Origin of the sequence: Microbacterium sp. ZOR0019, from assembly GCF_000800925.1 — a bacterium.
Lineage (GTDB): Bacteria > Actinomycetota > Actinomycetes > Actinomycetales > Microbacteriaceae > Microbacterium > Microbacterium aurugineum.
On record NZ_JRKC01000087.1, the window covers coordinates 1 to 18,896 of the forward strand.

The following is an 18,896-nucleotide window of genomic DNA, read 5'->3' on the forward strand; positions in this document are numbered from 1 at the left end:
ATCGCGCACCTCGCCGGGCCGACCGACTGGCTGGAGGCGGAGTCGCGCGCCGACGGATTCGCCGCGGAGCTCGCCGCCCGTGGCCTGACGCCCGGCCCCGTGATCGCGGGGGACTGGTCGGCCGGGTCGGGGCACGCCGCGGTCGAAGCGGTGCGACGGTCCGGCGTGACCGCGGTGTTCGCCGCCAACGACCAGATGGCGCTGGGGCTGCTGAGCGCCTTGCACGAGGCGGGGCTCGACGTCCCGGACGACGTGAGTGTCGTCGGGTTCGACGACACTCCTGACGCCGCCTACTACTGGCCCGCGCTCACGACCGTGCGCCAGGACTTCGACGAGTTGGCGCGGAGGGCTGTCGCTGCGGTGATCGGGGACGGAGCCGCGGCCCCCTCCGATCTCGCCGCCGTGGCGCCGGTGCTGGTCTCGCGCGCCTCCATCGCTCCTCCGCGCTGAGTGCTGCGCTCGCCGGGGGCGGCGGGTTGACGGGTGCCGAGCAGCCGTGACAGACTTCCGTGACCGGTCACAGTGACCGGTCACGACGATCGAGGTAGCCGTGAGCGACGACGCCCCCACCTTCGCCCCCGACATCGAGAGGGCGATCGCCACCGTCCGCGCGGATGTGTCCCGCCTGCACGGCGAACTGGTCCGCTACGGGCTGGTCGTCTGGACCGGAGGCAACGTCTCCGGGCGCGTCCCCGGTGCCGATCTCTTCGTGATCAAGCCGTCCGGGGTGAGCTACGACGACCTCGCGCCCGAGAACATGATCCTGTGCGATCTCGACGGGAACGTGATCCCCGGTACCGAGGGCAGTGAACGCTCGCCCTCGAGCGACACCGCCGCGCACGCCTACGTCTATCGGCACATGCCGGAGGTCGGCGGAGTCGTGCACACGCACTCGCCCTATGCGGTCGCCTGGGCGGCGCGCGGCGAGGAGATCCCCTGCGTCATCACCGCCATGGCCGACGAGTTCGGCGGCCCCGTGCCGCTCGGGCCGTTCGCGATCATCGGAGACGACTCGATCGGTCGTGGCATCGTCGAGACCCTCAGCGGCCATCGGTCGCGGGCGGTGCTCATGCAGAACCACGGGCCGTTCACCATCGGCGCCGATGCGAAGGATGCGGTGAAGGCGGCGGTCATGGTGGAAGACGTCGCTCGCACCGTGCATCTCGCCCGGGAGGCGGGGCCCCTGATCCCGATTCCGCAGGCAGCGATCGACAGCCTCTACGAGCGCTACCAGCACGTCTACGGCCAGAGCACGGACTCCCGGCGATGAGCGCGCGCGACGACATCGCCGCCGGCCGCACGAGTCTCGGCATCGAACTGGGGTCGACGCGGATCAAAGCCTGCCTGGTCGGCTCCGACCCGGCCGAGGTGCTCGCCACCGGAACCTTCTCCTGGGAGAACCGCCTCGAAGACGGCCTGTGGACCTACGCGCTCGACGACGTCTGGACCGGGCTGCGAGCCGCATATGCCGGGCTCGTGGACGACGTCGAGCGGCGGCACGGCCTCCGCCCCGAGACGTTCGGGGCGATCGGCATCTCGGCGATGATGCACGGCTACCTCGCTCTCGACGCCGACGGTGGGCTGCTCGTCCCGTTCCGCACCTGGCGCAACACGAACACGGGGCCCGCCGCCGCCGAGCTCCGCGCGGCTCTCGGGGTGAACATCCCGCTGCGCTGGTCGATCGCGCACCTGCATCAGGCCGTGATCGATGCGGAACCGCACCTGCCCCGCCTCGACTTCGTCACGACGCTCGCGGGGTACGTGCATCACGCACTGACCGGCGAGCGCGTCCTGGGGGTGGGCGACGCCTCGGGCATGTTCCCGATCGACGCGGCCACGGCCGACTACGACGCGGGGATGCTGCGGTCCTACACCGAGCTCGCGGGCGATCGGCTTCCCGCCTCGCTGACCGCGCTGCTCCCGGCGGTGCGGGTGGCGGGGGCGGCGGCAGGGACGCTCACCGACGACGGTGCCGCCCTCCTCGACCCCACCGGAGCGCTGCGGCCGGGCATCCCCCTCTGCCCGCCCGAAGGTGACGCCGGAACCGGGATGGTGGCGACGAACGCCGTGGCTCCGCGCACCGGAAACGTGAGTGCCGGCACGAGCATCTTCGCGATGGTCGTGCTGGAGCGGCCGCTGGCGGAGCAGCACGATGAACTCGACCTCGTCACCACCCCGGCAGGAGACGCCGTGGCGATGGTGCACTGCAACAACGGGGCCAGTGAGCTCGCCGCGTGGGCGGGGCTGTTCGGACGCTTCGCCGCGGCGGCGGGGCAGCCTCTCGACGAGGACGCCGTGTTCGACGTGCTGTTCCGCGAGGCACTGGCAGGAGAAGCCGACGCCGGCGGGCTGCTCGCCTACAACCACCTGGCCGGAGAGCCGATCGCCGGGCTCGCCGCCGGGCGACCGCTGTTCGTCCGCACGCCCGACAGCGACTTCCACCTCGCCAACTTCGTGCGTGCGCAGGTGTACGGCGTGTTCGGCACCCTCGCCCTCGGTATGCAGGTGCTCACCGCAGAGGGCGTGGAGCTGTACAGGATGCTCGCCCACGGAGGCATGTTCCGCACAGCCGGGGTCGCCCAGCGGTTCCTCGCCGGGGCGCTCGCGGCTCCGGTCGCGGTCGGCGACCTCGCCTCGGAAGGCGGGGCATGGGGCATCGCGGTGCTCGCTTCCTACCTCGCCGCGGCCGACGAGTTCACGCTGGGGGACTACCTCGACCAGCGGGTCTTCGCCTCGGCAGCCGTCGCTGTCGTCGACCCCGATCCGGCGGACGTCGCCGGATTCTCGTCCTACCTCGATCGCTACCGCGCGGGTCTGGCCGTCGAGGCGGCGGCCGTCGCATCCCTCTGACGCATCTGCGCTTCACTCGAAAGGCACGCCCCATGGCTCTCACCACCTCGCTCGACGGCTACGAAGTCTGGTTCCTCACCGGCAGCCAGCATCTCTACGGTCCCGAGACGCTCGCGCAGGTCGCGGCGCAGTCCCAGGAGATCGCCCGGCTGCTGGATGAGTCCGCCGAGATCCCGGTGCGCATCGTCTGGAAGCCGGTGCTCACGGATGCGGCGGCCATCAAGCGGACGGCGCTCGAAGCCAACGCCGATGATCGGGTGATCGGTCTCGTCGCCTGGATGCACACCTTCAGCCCCGCGAAGATGTGGATCGCCGGCCTCGACGCCCTGCGCAAGCCCCTCGCCCATCTGCACACGCAGGCGAACGTCGAGCTGCCCTGGGCCGACATCGACTTCGACTTCATGAACCTGAACCAGGCCGCGCACGGCGACCGTGAGTTCGGATACATCCAGACGCGCCTGGGCGTGCCGCGCAAGACCATCGTGGGGCATGCTTCCGACCCGCGCGTGCGCCGGGAGCTCGGCACCTGGCAGCGTGCGGCCGCCGGGCTGGCGGCATCCCGCGATCTGAAGCTCGCCCGTTTCGGGGACAACATGCGATTCGTCGCCGTGACCGAGGGTGACAAGACCGAGGCGGAACTGCGCTTCGGCGTGCAGGTCAACACCTGGGGTGTGAACGAGCTGGCGGATGCCGTCGCGGCAGCATCCGACGGTGAGATCGACGCGCTGGTCGCCGAGTACGAGGAACTGTACGAGGTCGCCCCCGAGCTCCGGCGCGGCGGCGACCGGCACTCCTCGCTGCGCGACGGTGCCGCGATCGAGCTCGGGCTGCGATCCTTCTTGGAGGAGGGCGGCTTCAGCGCCTTCACGACCTCGTTCGAAGATCTGGGCGCCCTGACGCAGTTGCCGGGTCTCGCAGTGCAGAGACTGATGGCGGAGGGCTACGGCTTCGGCGCCGAGGGCGACTGGAAGACCGCGGTGCTCGTGCGCATCGCCAACGTCATGGGCTCCGGCCTCCCCGGCGGCGCGAGCCTGATGGAGGACTACACCTACGACATGACGCCCGGCGACGAGCTGATCCTCGGCGCCCACATGCTCGAGGTCTCGCCGTCGCTGACCACCGCGAAGCCCACGCTCGAGATCCATCCGCTCGGCATCGGCGGCAAGGACGACCCGGTGCGACTCGTCTTCACGGCGGACCCGGGGCCCGCGGTCGTCGTCGCCCTCAGCGACATGCGCGACCGTTTCCGTCTCACCGCGAACGTGGTCGAGAACGTGCCACCGCGCGCCGCGCTGCCCAAGCTCCCGGTCGGGCGTGCTGTCTGGAAGCCGCAACCGGACTTCACCACCAGCGCCGCCGCGTGGCTGACGGCGGGGGCCGCACACCACACGGTCATGTCGACCGCGGTCGGCATCGAGGCGTTCCGCGACTTCGCCGAGATGGCAGAGGTCGAGCTGCTGGTGATCGACGACAGCACGACGCTGCCGGAGTTCCAGAAGCAGGTGCGCTGGAATCAGGCGTACTACCGCCTGGCGCAGGGGCTCTGATGGTGGCGCCTCGCTCCGGTCGACAACGGCGTCTCACCGGCCACGGTTATGCGGCGGAGATCGCGAGCGTCGGCGCTACTCTCCGGACGCTGACCTTCGACGGGCGCGACCTGGTTGTCCCCTTCGATGCGGATGAGGTGCGCCCGGCCTATCGTGGGGCGACACTCGCTCCCTGGCCCAACCGCATCGTCGACGGACGCTACCGGTTCGCCGGTGCCGAGCACCAGCTGGCACTGACCGAACCGGAGCGCGGCCAAGCCCTTCATGGACTCCTCGTCTGGGTGGAGTTCGAAGATCGCCTCGTAAGGGAGGATCGCGTCTCGCTGGCCGCCGTCATCGAGCCTCAGGCCGGCTACCCGTTCCGCATCGAGGTCGAGGTCGACTATCGCCTCGATGCCGATGGACTGCACCAGACCGTCACGGCGCGCAACCTCGGTGCGGAGACGGCGCCGTGGGGTACCGGACCGCATCCTTACCTCGTGGCCGGGCCCGGACGCGTGGACGACTGGACGCTCACCCTTCCGGCATCCGAGGTGCTGACGGTGACCCCGGAGCGGCTGAGCCCGGTCACCGTGGAGTCCGTGACGGAGCACCCGGAATGGGACTTCCGCGAGGGGAGGCGGATCGGCGATGTGTTCATCGACCACGCGTTCACCTCGCTCGCTCGTGCGGACGAGATCGCGGAGGTCCGCGTCGTCGCGGCTACGGGGGAGGGCGTCGGGATCGCGTGGGACCGGCGGTGCCCGTGGGTGCAGGTGCATACCGCCGACACCCCCGCAGTTCCGTCGACCCATCGCATTGGGCTCGCGGTCGAACCGATGACGTGTCCTCCCGATGCCTTCAACTCCGGCGTCGACCTGGTGACCCTGGCGCCGGGCGAGGCGCACGCCGCCTCGTGGCGGATCTTCGGGATCTAACGTCCAGCGGCCTCCGGTCGCGAAAATGCATGGCTCCCGGCTCAATTCGGTGCCATTCCGCGACCGGAGCGAAGGGCGGCACGTACGCGACGCACGAGCACCTCGGGCTGAGCGAGCAGAGGCGCCGTCACCTCGATCACCGTCCACCCCGCCGCACGCAGCGCCGCGGCACGCTCGACGTCCGCCGCCCACTGCGCGCCGTGCATCATGCCGTGGTACTCGATGAGCACCCGGTGTCGGCGGTAGACGAGGTCACCGCAGGCCAGGAAGACACCATCCTCGAAGATGTCGACGTTGAGCTCGGGCTCCGGCAGTCCGGCCTGGACCAGGAGGCAGCGCACCCGACTCTCACGCGGCGACCAGGAGTCCTCGCGGATCAGCGGGAGCGCTTCCCTCAGGTTGCGGATTCCGACGCGGCGCCCTGAGCTCAGGGCAGCTTCGAGCGCAGCGATCGTCGTTAGCGGCGCCCGTCGCGGCGTAGGGCGACCATGACCGGAGCGCCAGGCGCGGCAGAAGTAGTCGCCGAGTGCGACGAGATCGAAGATGGGCAGTCGGCCGAGAGCGGCCCAGGTGGTCGCGGGATCCGAGAGACGGATGCCCTCGAGGTGCGTCGTGGCCGTGCGATCCTCCTTCCCGCGATGCCTGACCACGCCGCGGACCCGGGATAGTGGGCCCGTGCCGATCGTGGTGACATGCACGCCGAGCGCGTCCGCCTCCGCGATAGCCCCCTCCAGGGTGCGGGTCAGGGGCAAGGGAGCACCCCAGAGCGCAGCCGCCGATTCATGGCTGATGTGCTGCCGCTCGTGCATGCGGTGGGCGTAGGCCCGGGCGGCGGTGACACGCGCATCCCGTTGGCGTCGGTACGGGTCCGGCTGTTCTGAGCGGTCAGGAGGGAGTCGCCGCCGTACGGCCGGGAACGGGCGCTCCAGATCGTCGGCGCTGAGTCGGCCTCGTCCGACCCCCGCGCGATATGCGGCTCGCAGACTGAAACTGTCGCCGAGGTTCGGAGGAAGGGGGTCTCGTGTGCGTCCCATCCCTCGACGCTGGCACCGGACGCGTGCCGCGTGGACGGCTCTCCCCAGGGTTGCTCCTCCTCCGGTCGCGATATGTCAGCTCTGGGAGGCGAATTGGCTGACATCTCGCGACCGGAGCGTGGGGTGCGTGCGCCGACAAAACCGGCTGTGGAGGACGGGATGCGGAACCGGCTGTGGAGGACGGGGCGCGGACGTGAAGGGGCGGGTCAGAGCAGCGCGGCGGCCTGACGGGCAGCGCCCAGGGCGACATACTCACCCGCGGCCGGCACCTCGACGGGGATGCCGAACACCTGCGGCGCGATCTCCCGCACGGCCTCCGACTGCGCCCCGCCGCCGATCAGCAGCCCTCGCCGCAGCGGCACTCCCGCCTCCCGCAGGGCGTCGAGTCCTGCGCGGAGCCCCGAGAGCATGCCCTCCACCGCGGCGCGCGCCAGGTTCTCGCGCGTGGTCGAGGCGAGGGTCATACCACTGAGGGTCGCCGTGGCATCGGGCAGGTTCGGGGTGCGCTCACCCTCGAAGTAGGGGACGAGCGAGAGTCCTGCCGCTCCGGCCGACGCCGACAGAGCCAACCTGCTGAGCTCGTCATGGTCGACTCCGAGCAGGGCCGCCGTGACGTCGAGCACCCGCGCCGCATTGAGCGTGCAGACCAGGGGGAGGAAGTGGCCGTCGGCCGAGGCGAACCCCGAGATGATGCCGGACGGGTCGGCGGACGGTTCCGCGCTCACCGCGAAGACCGTGCCGCTGGTGCCGATCGAGACCACGACGTCGCCGGGGCCCGCGCCGAGTCCGAGCGCGGCCGCCGCGTTGTCGCCTGCCCCCGGCCCGACCCGGCGACCGCTCGCATCCTCCACGGATTCGTCCGCACCGAGCACGCGCGGCAGCAGGACGTCGTGTCCGAGGGCTGCGATCAACAGCTCGCGATCGTATCGTCCGGTCGTGGGGCTCCAGTATCCGGTGCCGGACGCATCGGAGCGGTCGGTCACGAGCTGATCCAACGCGGGTCCGAGAGGCGCGCTTTCCGCGCCTGCCGGTCCGTAGCCGCGGAGTCGCCACGTCAGCCAGTCGTGGGGGAGGGCGACCGCCGCCACGCGAGCCGCGTTCTCGGGTTCGTGGTCGCGCAGCCAGCGCAGCTTCGAGATCGTGAACGAGGCCACCGGCACCACGTTCGTGCGCTCGGCCAGCTCCTGCGCACCGAACTCGGCGACGAGGTCGGCCGCTGCCTCCGCGGAGCGCGTGTCGTTCCAGAGCAGCGCATCGCGGATGACGGCGCCCGAGGCGTCGAGCGCCACCATCCCATGCTGTTGCCCGCCGATGGCCCACGCCGTGACGTCGTCGAGACCCCCGGCAGCCTCGATCGCGGCGGTCAGTGCGGACCACCACGCTTCAGGATCGACCGAGGTGCCGTCGGGATGAGGGGCGCGACCGCTGCGCACCACCGCTCCCGTCTCGGCGTCGACGACGACGACCTTGCATGCCTGCGTCGACGAATCGACGCCGAGGACGAGCGCCATCAGCCGATCACCGGGCGCCCAGCAGGTGCTCGGTCGCGAGCTGCTGGAGGCGGACGAACCCGAAGCCCTTGCCGCCGAGGTAGGCGTCGGCGTCGAACTCCTCGTAGGCGCTGCGGTCGGTCAGGAAGGCGTCGTAGGACTCGCCCTCGTCGAGCGTCGGCGTCGAGAGTTCGGCGACCTTCGCGGCGGCCAGCGCCTCCTGCACCTCGGGGTCGGCGCGGAAGGCCGCAGCACGCTCCTTCAGCAGCAGGTAGGTCCGCATGTTGGCGGCAGCCGAGTCCCAGACCCCCGCCTCGTCCTCCGTGCGCGAGGGCTTGTAGTCGAAGTGACGGGGTCCCTCGTAGGCGGGCACGCCGTTCGGGCCGCCGTTCTCGAGCAGGTCCACCAGGGAGAAGGCGTTGTGCAGGTCGCCGTGGCCGAACACGAGGTCCTGGTCGTACTTGATGCCGCGCTGGCCGTTGAGGTCGATGTGGAAGAGCTTGCCGTGGTACAGGGCCTGGGCGATGCCGGCCGTGAAGTTGAGACCCGCCATCTGCTCGTGTCCGACCTCGGGGTTGACGCCGACGAGCTCGGGGCGCTCCAGGGAATCGATGAACGCGATCGCGTGGCCGAGGGTGGGGAGCAGGATGTCGCCGCGCGGCTCGTTCGGCTTCGGCTCGATCGCGAACCGGATGTCGTAGCCCTTGTCGGTCACGTAGTCGCCGAGCAGGTTGACGGCCTCCCGGTAGCGCTCCAGCGCGGCACGCACGTCTTTCGCCGAGTCGTACTCCGCGCCCTCGCGGCCACCCCACATGACGAACGTGCGCGCACCGAGCTCTGCGCCCAGGTCGAGCTGACGGAACACCTTGCGCAGCGCGAAGCGGCGCACCTGGCGGTCGTTCGAGGTGAAGCCGCCGTCCTTGAAGACCGGGGCGCTGAACAGGTTCGTGGTGACCATCGGCACGACGAGACCCGTGTCGGCGAGCGCACCCTTGAGGCGGTCGATCTGCGTCTGGCGCTCGGCATCCGTCGACCCGAAGGCGAAGAGGTCGTCATCGTGGAAGGTGAGACCGTAGGCGCCGAGTTCCGCCAGCTTCTCGACGGCGTGCACGACGTCGAGGGCCGGACGCGTCGGACCGCCGAAGGGATCGGAGCCGTTGTATCCGACGGTCCAGAGACCGAACGAGAACTTGTCGGCGCGGGTCGGGGTGAGGCTCATGATGCTCCTTCGCACGGGCGCACGGCGGCGTGCGCGTATATGTTGTTGACAGCAACTTATACGGAGAAGAGCAGGATGTCCAGCCTCCTAGACTGAGACACCGAGCGGGAATGCGAGGACCACGTGACCGAACCCGGGGAGGGCGCCGCCGCCAAGGACGCGAACGGCGGGGTGCGTGCCGGTAACCTCGCCCGTGTGCTCCGTCTCGTCCATCTGGGCGGCGAGCAGTCGCGCGCCCAACTGACCGCCGCGACCGGACTGAACCGCTCGACCATCGCGGACCTCGTCGCAGAACTCGCCGGTGACGGCTGGGTCGTCGAGCGCGAGCCGGGACCGGTGGGCCGGGTGGGGCGCCCGTCGCCCGTGGTCGCCGCAGCTCCGACGACGGTCGTGATCGCCGTGAACCCCGAGGTCGACGCGGTCGAGATCGCAGCGATCGACCTCGCGCGCACGATCGCGGTGCGGGAACGGATCGAGTCGACCTCGCTGCTCGGTGCGGACGAGGTGGCGCCCCTCGTCGCCGGAGTGATCGACCGCTGGAGACGCGGTGCGCTCGCAGGGATGCGCGTGATCGCGGTGGGGGTGGCGGTGCCCGGTCTGGTGCGTGCCGCGGACGGACTCGTGCGCAATGCGCCGCACCTGGGATGGACCGATCTGCCGTTGCGTGCATCCATCGCCGCGGCGACCGGGCTCCCGGTGGCGGTGGGCAACGATGCGAGTCTCGGTGCGCTCGCCGAGCACCTGTTCGGTGCCGCCCAGGGCGTGGACGATCTCGTCTACCTCAACGGCGGCCCCTCCGGCATCGGCGGGGGGATCATCGTGCACGGGGCGCCGGTGGGCGGTGTGGGCGGATTCGCCGGTGAGTTCGGCCAGAACCGCGTCGACGTCTCCTCCGATGCGGTCCTGGAAGACGTCGTCAGCAGGGCGCGGTTGCTGGCGGCGCTCGGTCTCGCGGTGGCAGACGAGGCGACGCTCGCCAGCGCGCTCGCCGCGGCTGCCGATGAGGACGCCGTCCGCGCCGAGTGCGCCCGCCAGCGGGCCTTCCTCGCGCAGGCGATCGCCGACGCCGTCAACATACTGAACCCCTCCGTCGTCGTCCTCGGCGGATTCCTCGCCCTCCTCGAGAGCGTCGACGCGGAGGGCTTCGCCGCGGACGTGGCAGCTCGAGCGATGACCGAGAACGCAGAGGGACTGCGCATCCTCCCCGCCTCCCTCGCGGCAGACCGCCTGCTGCTGGGTGCCGCCGAACTCGCGTGGACGACCGCCCGCGTCATCTGACACCCCCTCCGAGAACACCCCTGCAGCCGCGGAGAGTCGGACACTACGCTGAGTCACGTGACGAACTCGCGCGACATGGTCCAGATCCCGGGCGGCACGTTCCTGATGGGGTCCGAGGACTTCTACCCCGATGAACGCCCGGTGCACGAGCGTGAGGTCGCCTCGTTCTTCATCGACCGCTATCCGGTGACCAACGCGCAGTACGCCGAGTTCGTGGACGCGACGGGGTACGTGACCGTCGCCGAACGGGAGCTCGATCCGGCCGCATTTCCGGGCGCCGACCCTGCCGACCTCGTCCCCGGAGCGATGGTCTTCACGCCGACGTCGGGACCGACGAATCTCGGGGACTGGCGCAACTGGTGGCGTTGGCAGCCCGGAGCCTTCTGGCGTCGACCCTTCGGACCGGACTCCTCGATCGACGACCGGATGCAGCATCCGGTCGTGCACGTCGCGTTCGAGGACGCGGTGGCGTACGCGGACTGGGTCGGGATGCGGCTGCCCACGGAAGCCGAGCACGAGTACGCGGCGCGCGGCGGCCTGGAAGGCGCGCCGTTCGCGTGGGGGGACGAGCCGTACCCGGGCGGCGTCGCCCAAGCGAACTCCTGGCTCGGTCGTTTCCCCTACGACAACCAGGGTGTCGGCGGCACAGCGCCCGTCGGCTCCTATCCGCCGAACGGCTACGGCCTGTACGACATGATCGCCAACGTGTGGGAGTGGACGACCGACTTCTACACCCCGCGGCACCTGCGGCTCTCCGACACCCCGGTCGATGCGGGGAAGCGGACGAACCTCCTCGCCGCAGCGAGCGCGCAGGAGGGCTTCCCCGGCATCCCCCGTCGCGTGCTCAAGGGTGGATCCCACCTGTGCTCGCCGGACTACTGCCTGCGGTTCCGGCCTGCCGCGCGCTCGCCGCAAGCGGAGGACACGGGGATGTCGCACATCGGGTTCCGCCTCACCCGCTCCGAGTGAGGCGTCCTGGGTTTCGGCCCGTGGACCTGTTTGGCTTCGACCGGGGGCATCCGCCCCCTCTCACCGGTTGAAGCAAGGAGTCACCCATGGCCGAGAAGCCCAACATCCTCATCATCTGGGGCGATGACATCGGCATCAGCAACCTGAGCACGTATTCCGACGGTCTGATGGGCTATCGGACGCCGAACATCGATCGGATCGCCGATGAGGGCGTGAAGTTCACCGACTACTACGGCGAGCAGAGCTGCACGGCGGGACGTGCGGCCTTCATCACCGGACAGAACCCCTATCGGACCGGACTCACCAAGGTGGGGATGCCCGGCGCGAAGCTGGGCCTCCAGCCCGAAGACCCCACGATCGCGGATGCGCTCAAGCATCACGGCTACGCCACCGGGCAGTTCGGCAAGAACCACCTCGGAGATCGAGACGAGCACCTGCCCACCGCGCATGGCTTCGACGAGTTCTTCGGCAACCTCTACCACCTGAACGCGGAGGAGGAGCCCGAGCATCCGGATTACCCGACCGACGAGGAGTTCCCCGGCTTCAGCGAGAAGTTCCGCCCGCGCGGTGTGCTCCACAGCTGGGCGAACGCCGACGGAACACAGCGGATCGAAGACACCGGACCGCTCACCAAGAAGCGCATGGAGACGGTCGACGAGGAGTTCCGCGATGCGGCGGCCGACTTCATCCGCACGCAGGCGGACGACGACACCCCCTTCTTCGTCTGGTTCAACTCCACCCACATGCACTTCCGCACCCACACCAAGGAAGAGAGCAAGGGGCAGGCCGGACGCTGGCAGTCGGAGTACCACGACACGATGATCGATCACGACGGCGTCGTGGGCAGTCTGCTCGACCTCCTGGACGAGCTGGGACTGGCCGAGAACACGATCGTCATGTATTCCACCGACAACGGTCCGCACATGAACAGTTGGCCGGACGCCGGCATGACGCCGTTCCGCAACGAGAAGAACTCGAACTGGGAGGGCGCCTACCGCGTGCCGGCGATGGTCCGCTGGCCGGGGCACATCCCCGCCGGGACGACGCTCAACGGGATCGTGAGCCACAACGACTGGTTCGTGACCCTGCTCGCGGCTGTCGGCGATACGGACATCGCGGAGCGGCTGAAGTCGGGCACGGACTTGCACGGGACCGAGTTCACGGTGCACCTCGACGGCAACAACCAGCTCGACTACATCACCGGTGCCGTCGATCAGAGTCCGCGCCGACACTTCTTCTACGTCTCGGATGACGGCGACCTCACCGCACTGCGCTTCGACAACTGGAAGCTCGTGTTCCTCGAGCAGCGCGCCTCCGGGACCCTGCAGATCTGGCAGGAACCGTACATCGAGCTGCGATTCCCGAAGCTGTTCAACCTCCGCACGGATCCCTACGAGCGGGCGGACATCACGTCGAACACCTACTGGGACTGGGTGCTCGACCGGATCTTCCTGTTCGTGCCGGCGCAGGCATATGTGGCGCGCATGCTGCAGACCCTCGCGGAATTCCCGGCCCGGCAGGAATCGGCGTCGTTCACGATCAACCAGGTCATGGAGAAGCTGGAGGCGTCGACCGCCGGCAGCTCCTGAGCCCCCTCCCTCAAGGTTCCGGTCGCGATATGGCAGCCAGAAATGGTCCGGAGGCTGTCATATCGCGACCGGAGCGACCGGAGCGGGGCGGGGGTCAGCTCCGGGGCGGGCCGGAGGACTGACGAATGATGAGCTCGTGCGCGGTCGTGATCGTACGGGCCTCATCGCTCGCCGGGCGAAGGATGAGCGAGACCGCGTGCTGCCCCATCTCGAACATCGGGATCCGCGCGGTGGTGAGCGCGGGGGCGACATCCGGCGCGACGGCGATGTCGTCGAAGCCCACCACCGACATCTCTTCCGGCACGCGGATGCCGTGCTGGCGCAGTTCGCTGAGAATGCCGATGGCCATGGCGTCGTTGAGACCCACGATGGCCGTCACGTCCCGATCGAGCAGGTCTCTGGCCCCCGCGATGCCGCCCTCCCGGGTGAACTCCTGCGAGACCACGGTGAGTTCGACGTCGGTGTCGGCGGTGCCTTCGCGCAGACCCGCGATGCGGTCGGCGACCGTGTTGAGGTCCAGGGGCCCGGCGACGACGCCGATGCGGCGGTGTCCCAGCTCGGCGAGGTGACGGCCGACGGAGATACCGGCGCGGTGGTTGTCGGGGAGCACGGCGTCGACCGGAAGGTGGTGTCGACCGATGACGGCGGCGCGGCCACCGGCGAGGGTGAAGTCCAACAGGGCTTCGGACATGCCCAGCTCGCGGCGGTGGTCGGCGTAGCCGGAGCCGGCGATGATGATGGATCCCACGCGCTGGCGCAGCAGGGATTTGACCTGAGCGAGCTCGCTGTCGGGCGTGCGGTCGGCTTGTGCGATCTGCACGGAGCGGTTCTCGAGCGTCGCGCTGCGGATCACACCGCTCGCGATGTCCGAGAAGTAGGGGTCGCCGATCTCGTGCACGACGAGGCCGATCGTCGGGACGAGGCCGCCGGCGAGTCCTCGCGCGTGCATGTTCGGTTCGTAGCCGAGCCGATTGGCGACCGTTCTCACGTGTTCGGCGACCTCGGGCGATATCCCCGGTCCGCCCGTCATCGCCCGCGACGCACTCGCGAGGGAGACCCCTGCGGCTTCGGCCACATCAATCAGTCGTGGCGCGCCTTCACGCTTCACGAAACCTCCCCCTGTGGAGCAAGATCAACGCTGATTGCGAGGTAGGTTGCTCTTCGTTCTTCGATCCCACTATAGTGGCGGAAGCGCTTACGAAAGCGCTTTCGCTACGATGACGTAGGAGACTCGGATGACTGCACCCAGACACGGTCGACGGATCGCTGCGGCGATCGGGACGCTGTCGATCGCCGCGCTCACGGTTTCGGCCTGCTCGGCCCCCGGCGATGAGGCGGAGGGAGGTGGCTCGGACGATCCCATCGTCATCGGCATCTCGCTGCCGCTCACCGGCGACTTCTCCGAACCGGGCAAGGGTGTCGAGCGAGGCTACGAGGCCTGGCGCGACATCGTGAACGAGAGCGGGGGTCTCCTCGGACGTCAGGTCGAGTTGAAGATCCTCGACGATCAGTCCAATGCCGACCGGGTGGTCTCGGACTACGAGTCGCTGATCGCCCAGGACGGCGTCGACCTGGTGTTCGGTCCGTTCTCGACGCGACTGGTCGTGCCCTCGGCGCGCGTCGCGCAGGAGTACGGGATGTTGTTCGTCGAGCCGGCCGGCGCTGCCGAGGAGGTCTTCGAGCAGGGTTTCGACAATCTCTTCTACGCGGCACCGGCCATCGCGAACGACCACTACAACAACCTCGCGGACTATCTGCTGGCCCTTCCTGAGGACCAGAGGCCGGAGACGGCCGCGGTCGCGGCGATGGACGACCCCTTCGCCCAGGGCACCGCCTACGGACTCCGGGACAAGCTCGAAGAGGCCGGCGTCGAGATCCTCGTGAACGAGGTCTACCCGCCGAACACCACGGACTTCTCCACGATCGCCGCGAAGATCGCGCAGTCGGATGCCGACATCGTGATCGGCGGCACGCAGTATCAGGATGCCGTCAACCTCATCATCGCGCTGCAGCAGCTGAACTATCAGCCGGAGCTCGCGGCGTTCTCGACCGCTCCGACGAATCCGGAGTTCGCCGCCGCGATCGGTGGTGCGACCGAAGGCATCCTCGCCCCCACGGGGTACTCGCCGAAGTCCCAGTTCCCCAGCAACATCGAGTTCGTCGAGAAGTACACCGAGATGCACGGCAACCCGCCGTCCGAGGACGAAGCCAATGCCTACACGACCGGTCAGGTCGTCGCGGCTGCGGTCGAGGCCGTCGGCTGCGCCGAGCAGGGGGACTGCCAGCAGGAGCTCATCGATTGGCTGCGGGACAACTCCGTCGACACGGTCGTCGGAGAACTCAGCTGGGATGAGACCGGCAAGCCCACGGGTGCGCACCTGATCCAGCAGTGGATCGACGGCGAGATCCTGATCGTCCTCCCCGAGGACGTCAAGGAAGCCGAGTTCCTCTACCCGAAGCCGACGTGGTGATCCGCACATCGTGAGTGGAGCACTGCTGCTGCAAAGCCTGATCCTCGGTGTCCTGCTGGGAGGGCTCTACGCCCTCCTGGCGGCCGGGCTCACGCTGTACTTCGGGATCATGCGCGTGGTCATGATCGCGCACTCGGCCTTCCTCATCCTGGCCGCCTACCTCGCGTGGTGGTTCAACAGGGAGACCGGGATCGATCCGCTCGTGTCGCTCGTCGTCACGGTGCCCCTGTTCTTCGTGACCGGTGTGGTGATGCAGCGGCTGCTGGTGTCGAGGCTCAAGCCCTTGACGCTGACCATGATGTCGGTGCTGCTCACGTTCGCGGTGGCGCTGATCATCGAGGGAGCGCTCGGGTTCTTCTTCACCGGGACCCAGCGGCGCATCCCGCTGCCGTACGCCAGCGCCAGCCTCGAGGTGTTCGGCGCGCAGGTGCCGGTGGTCAAGCTCATCGCCTTCGGTCTGGCGGCCGTGGCCCTCGCTCTCCTCTTCGTGCTGCTCAAGTACACGAAGTTCGGTCAGGCGCTGCGGGCGACCATCCAGCATCCGGAAGCCGCACGGCTGGTCGGCATCAACACCGATCGTGTCGCCGGCTACGGGTTCGGTCTCGGACTCGCGACGGCGGCGATCGGCGGCACCGCGCTCTCACTCGACGCCACGATCTACCCCTCGCTCCACTGGCACTGGATCGGACCGCTCATGGCGATCATCGTCGTCGGAGGGCTCGGCAGCATCCCCGGTGCCGCGATCGCGGCGCTCATCCTCGGCGTCGCGCAGAGCCTGCTCCAGCTTCCGCTGGGGCCGACCTGGGCGCAGACGGTCTTCTACGTCGCGCTCTTCGCCACGCTCATGTTCCGTCCGCAAGGATTCTTCGGAGGTCGTCTTGCCCAGCGTTTCTAGCAGAGAGCCGATCGCCACCGAGACGGTCGTGATCGCGCCACCCGCTCCCGTGCGGAGAAGGTCGACGACGTGGGTGAAACTCGTCCTCCTCGTCGTCGGAGCCGCGCTCGTCCTCTCTTTCCCCACGATCGCCCCGAACCCGTACATCCTCTCGGCGGGCGTGGTGATCCTCAACTACGCCGTGCTGTCGACGGGGTGGAACTTCATGGGCGGGTTCACGGGATACATCTCCCTCGGACACGCCGCGTACTTCGGGCTCGGCGCCTACGGCACCGGTCTGCTGATCAAGTTCCTCGACCTTCCCGGATTCCTCGCCTGGATCGTGGCAGCCGTGGTCGTCGCGATCATCGCGATCCCGATCGGCATCGCCGCCCTTCGCGTCCGCGGCGCCTCCTTCGTGATCGTCTCGATCGCCTTCGTGCTGATCATGCTGCTGGTGTTCCAGAGCTGGCGCGACGTGACCGGTGGATCCGAGGGCCTGAACGTCCCACGTCCGTTCGACGTTCTGCGGCCGGAGCACCACCGCATCTTCTACTACCTGTTCGCGGGACTCCTGGCGTTCGCGCTGGTGGTGTGGTGGATCATCGATCGGTCCAAGTTCGGCACGGCGCTCAAGTCGGTCCGCGAAGACGAGGACAAGGCGCAGTCGCTCGGTGTTCCGACCACGCGGTACAAGCTGATCGCCTACGTCCTGTCCGCGCTCTTCGTGGCGCTCGGAGGCGGTCTGTACGCGCTGTGGTTCGGCGACCTGGATCCGATCTTCCAGTTCTCGATCCTCATCGGCTCCTACATGGTGCTCATGGCGCTGCTCGGCGGGGTGCGGAACCTCTTCGGACCGCTGCTCGGCGCCGTCGTGGTCGGGGTCGCCCTCGAGTACTTCAAGCTCGAGTTCGGAGACACGCAGTTCCACCTCATCGCCACCGGCATCCTGCTCGGCATCGTCGTGCTCTTCATGCCGGACGGCATCATCCCGGCCGTGAAGGGGCTCTTCACTCGCTCGTCGAACGCGGCCTCGATCCGTGAGGTCACCGCCGGCGAGCTGCTCGAGCAGAACAAGACGCGAACAGCGGACGCTTCGACGAAGGAGACGTCGTCATGAACGCCCCCACGGCTCAGCCCATGGCCACACTCGAAAGCCTGAGCACGGTCTCGATGACGAAGTCGTTCGGCGGCGTCACCGCGGTCGACGGCGCCACGGTCACTTTCCAGGAGGGCAAGGTCAACGGTCTGATCGGGCCGAACGGCTCGGGCAAGACCACCTTCTTCAACTGCGTGACCGGGATGATCAAACCCGACTCCGGAGAGGTGCGCTACCGAGGGCAGGCGATCACGCGCAAGTCGCCCGACCGCATCGCGCGCGCCGGCATCGGGCGCAGCTTCCAGCTGTGCCGGGTGTTCCCGCGCATGACGGTGATGGAGAACCTGCTCGTCGCGGTGCGCAGCACGAACATCCGTCAGCAGCTCCGTTCGGCGCACGATCCGGAGGAGCTCGAGCGGGCGCGCAACTGGCTTCGACGCGTCGGAATCGACCACCTCGAGCACGCCGAGGCGCGAAACCTCAGCTACGGACAGCAGAAGCTCCTGGAGCTGGCAGGTGTGCTCATGGGCGAGCCCGACACGATCATGCTCGACGAACCCGCCGGAGGGGTGAATCCCGCGCTCATCGGCCGCATCGCCACGCTCGTGCGCGAGCTCAACGAAGAAGGCAAGACGTTCATCATCGTCGAGCACAACATGGAGATGGTCATGAGCCTGTGCGACCACGTCGTGGTCTTCGACCGCGGCCGCCAGATCGCCGAGGGAACCCCGGAGATCATCCAGCAAGACCCCCGAGTCCTGGAGGCCTACCTTGGAGTCTGAAGCGAAGAATTTGCTCGAGCTGCGCGACATCGAGGCCGGATACGGCCGTGCGGCCCTCGTGCTCCGCGGTCTCACGGTCGAGGTGCCGCCCGGGTCGGTGGTCTGTCTGGTCGGTCCGAACGGAGCGGGCAAGTCGACGGTGCTCAAGGTGGCCAGCGGCATGCTCAAGCCGCGGTCCGGAAGCATCCGCGTCGATGACCGCGACATCACCGGTGAAGGACCGCAGTCGATGCTGCGTCACGGGCTCGCACACGTCCTCCAGGGGCACAGTGTGTTCCGTGAGATGACGGTCGGCGAGAACGTGATGCTCGGTGCGTTCACGCTGAAGGACCAGACGATCATCCAGGAGCGCATCGAGTTCGTCCAGAACCTGTTCCCGATCGTCGGGGAACGGTGGAAGCAGCTCGCGGGTCTCCTCTCCGGCGGTCAGCAGAAGCAGGTCGAGTTCGCACGCTCACTCATGGTCAGCCCCAAGGTGGTGCTGCTCGACGAACCGTCGATGGGACTCGATCCCAAGACCACGGAGAAGGTGTTCGAGCAGATCGTGCGGATGCGCGATGCCGGCACCGCCGTGCTGCTCGTCGAGCAGAACGCGCGGAGGGCGCTCGAGACCGCGGACATCGGTTGTGTCCTCGATCTCGGTCGCGTGCACATCTCCGGTCCGGCTTCCGAGCTTCTCGCAGATCCGACACTCGCCGCTCTGTACCTGGGCGGCAAGCCCTCGGTCACCGACGCGGGCTGAGGCCCTTCGCTCCTGCTCCTCCGCTGCAGTGCCGC

General features: G+C 68.8%; 17 protein-coding genes. 13 read left to right on the plus strand and 4 right to left on the minus strand.

Annotated features, from left to right (window positions below; genetic code table 11):
• The 5 genes from L978_RS16705 to L978_RS16725 all read left to right on the plus strand — a co-directional run.
• Nucleotides 1-450, plus strand: a 450-nt coding sequence (locus tag L978_RS16705; RefSeq protein ID WP_047524422.1) for a substrate-binding domain-containing protein, incomplete at its 5' end; no start/stop codon positions are given.
• Nucleotides 451-550: 100 nt separating this feature from the next.
• Nucleotides 551-1,270: an L-ribulose-5-phosphate 4-epimerase gene (locus L978_RS16710; protein WP_047524423.1), complete on the plus strand. Its 720-nt coding sequence runs from the start codon at nt 551-553 to the stop codon at nt 1,268-1,270.
• A complete protein-coding gene (locus L978_RS16715) occupies nt 1,267-2,850 on the plus strand; it encodes a xylulokinase (protein WP_047524424.1) in 1,584 nt (527 codons plus the stop codon). The genes L978_RS16710 and L978_RS16715 overlap by 4 nt, the downstream gene beginning before the upstream one ends.
• 32 nt (nt 2,851-2,882) lie before the next feature.
• A complete protein-coding gene (gene araA / locus L978_RS16720) occupies nt 2,883-4,397 on the plus strand; it encodes an L-arabinose isomerase (RefSeq protein ID WP_047524425.1) in 1,515 nt (504 codons plus the stop codon).
• Nucleotides 4,397-5,314, plus strand: a complete 918-nt coding sequence (locus tag L978_RS16725) for an aldose 1-epimerase family protein (protein ID WP_047524426.1) — start codon at nt 4,397-4,399, stop codon at nt 5,312-5,314. The genes araA and L978_RS16725 overlap by 1 nt, the downstream gene beginning before the upstream one ends.
• A 41-nt stretch (nt 5,315-5,355) precedes the next feature.
• Here the strand turns inward: L978_RS16725 and L978_RS18450 are convergent, their stop codons facing one another.
• From L978_RS18450 to xylA, 3 genes are all read right to left on the minus strand, one after another.
• Nucleotides 5,356-6,348, minus strand: a complete 993-nt coding sequence (locus L978_RS18450; RefSeq protein ID WP_052193827.1) for a DUF559 domain-containing protein — start codon at nt 6,346-6,348, stop codon at nt 5,356-5,358.
• A gap of 206 nt (nt 6,349-6,554) precedes the next feature.
• Entirely contained in the window at nt 6,555-7,859 is a 1,305-nt protein-coding gene (xylB, locus tag L978_RS16735) for a xylulokinase (protein WP_047524427.1), read from the minus strand.
• A gap of 7 nt (nt 7,860-7,866) precedes the next feature.
• Complete coding sequence (gene xylA, locus L978_RS16740) at nt 7,867-9,057, minus strand: xylose isomerase (protein WP_047524428.1); 1,191 nt, start codon at nt 9,055-9,057, stop codon at nt 7,867-7,869.
• Nucleotides 9,058-9,180: 123 nt separating this feature from the next.
• Between xylA and L978_RS16745 the strand changes: the two genes are divergently transcribed.
• The 3 genes from L978_RS16745 to L978_RS16755 all read left to right on the plus strand — a co-directional run bounded on the left by L978_RS16745 (nt 9,181) and on the right by L978_RS16755 (nt 12,893).
• Nucleotides 9,181-10,335: an ROK family transcriptional regulator gene (locus tag L978_RS16745; protein WP_047524429.1), complete on the plus strand. Its 1,155-nt coding sequence runs from the start codon at nt 9,181-9,183 to the stop codon at nt 10,333-10,335.
• 75 nt (nt 10,336-10,410) lie between these two features.
• Nucleotides 10,411-11,304 carry a formylglycine-generating enzyme family protein gene (locus L978_RS16750; protein ID WP_047524430.1) on the plus strand — a complete coding sequence of 298 codons (894 nt, stop codon included), beginning with the start codon at nt 10,411-10,413 and terminating at the stop codon, nt 11,302-11,304.
• Nucleotides 11,305-11,390: 86 nt separating this feature from the next.
• Nucleotides 11,391-12,893 carry an arylsulfatase gene (locus L978_RS16755; protein WP_047524431.1) on the plus strand — a complete coding sequence of 501 codons (1,503 nt, stop codon included), beginning with the start codon at nt 11,391-11,393 and terminating at the stop codon, nt 12,891-12,893.
• Nucleotides 12,894-12,987: 94 nt separating this feature from the next.
• Here L978_RS16755 and L978_RS16760 read toward each other — a convergent pair whose 3' ends face one another.
• Nucleotides 12,988-14,001 carry a LacI family DNA-binding transcriptional regulator gene (locus tag L978_RS16760; protein WP_047524432.1) on the minus strand — a complete coding sequence of 338 codons (1,014 nt, stop codon included), beginning with the start codon at nt 13,999-14,001 and terminating at the stop codon, nt 12,988-12,990.
• A 127-nt stretch (nt 14,002-14,128) separates the two neighbouring features.
• On the opposite strand from L978_RS16760, the gene L978_RS16765 reads away from it, so the two are divergent.
• Genes L978_RS16765 through L978_RS16785 form a run of 5 tightly spaced genes read left to right on the plus strand, consistent with a single transcriptional unit; the run spans nt 14,129 to nt 18,861 of the window.
• A complete protein-coding gene (locus L978_RS16765) occupies nt 14,129-15,364 on the plus strand; it encodes an amino acid ABC transporter substrate-binding protein (RefSeq protein ID WP_197055682.1) in 1,236 nt (411 codons plus the stop codon).
• Between the two features lie 10 nt (nt 15,365-15,374).
• A complete protein-coding gene (locus L978_RS16770) occupies nt 15,375-16,259 on the plus strand; it encodes a branched-chain amino acid ABC transporter permease (protein ID WP_047524433.1) in 885 nt (294 codons plus the stop codon).
• The gene (locus L978_RS16775) at nt 16,243-17,358 is read left to right on the plus strand and encodes a branched-chain amino acid ABC transporter permease (RefSeq protein WP_231555088.1); all 1,116 of its coding nucleotides are present in this window, start codon (nt 16,243-16,245) and stop codon (nt 17,356-17,358) included. The genes L978_RS16770 and L978_RS16775 overlap by 17 nt, the downstream gene beginning before the upstream one ends.
• Nucleotides 17,355-18,119, plus strand: a complete 765-nt coding sequence (locus L978_RS16780; protein WP_197055683.1) for an ABC transporter ATP-binding protein — start codon at nt 17,355-17,357, stop codon at nt 18,117-18,119. The genes L978_RS16775 and L978_RS16780 overlap by 4 nt, the downstream gene beginning before the upstream one ends.
• Nucleotides 18,109-18,861, plus strand: a complete 753-nt coding sequence (locus L978_RS16785) for an ABC transporter ATP-binding protein (protein ID WP_047524436.1) — start codon at nt 18,109-18,111, stop codon at nt 18,859-18,861. The genes L978_RS16780 and L978_RS16785 overlap by 11 nt, the downstream gene beginning before the upstream one ends.
• The last annotated feature ends 35 nt before the right edge of the window (nt 18,862-18,896 follow it).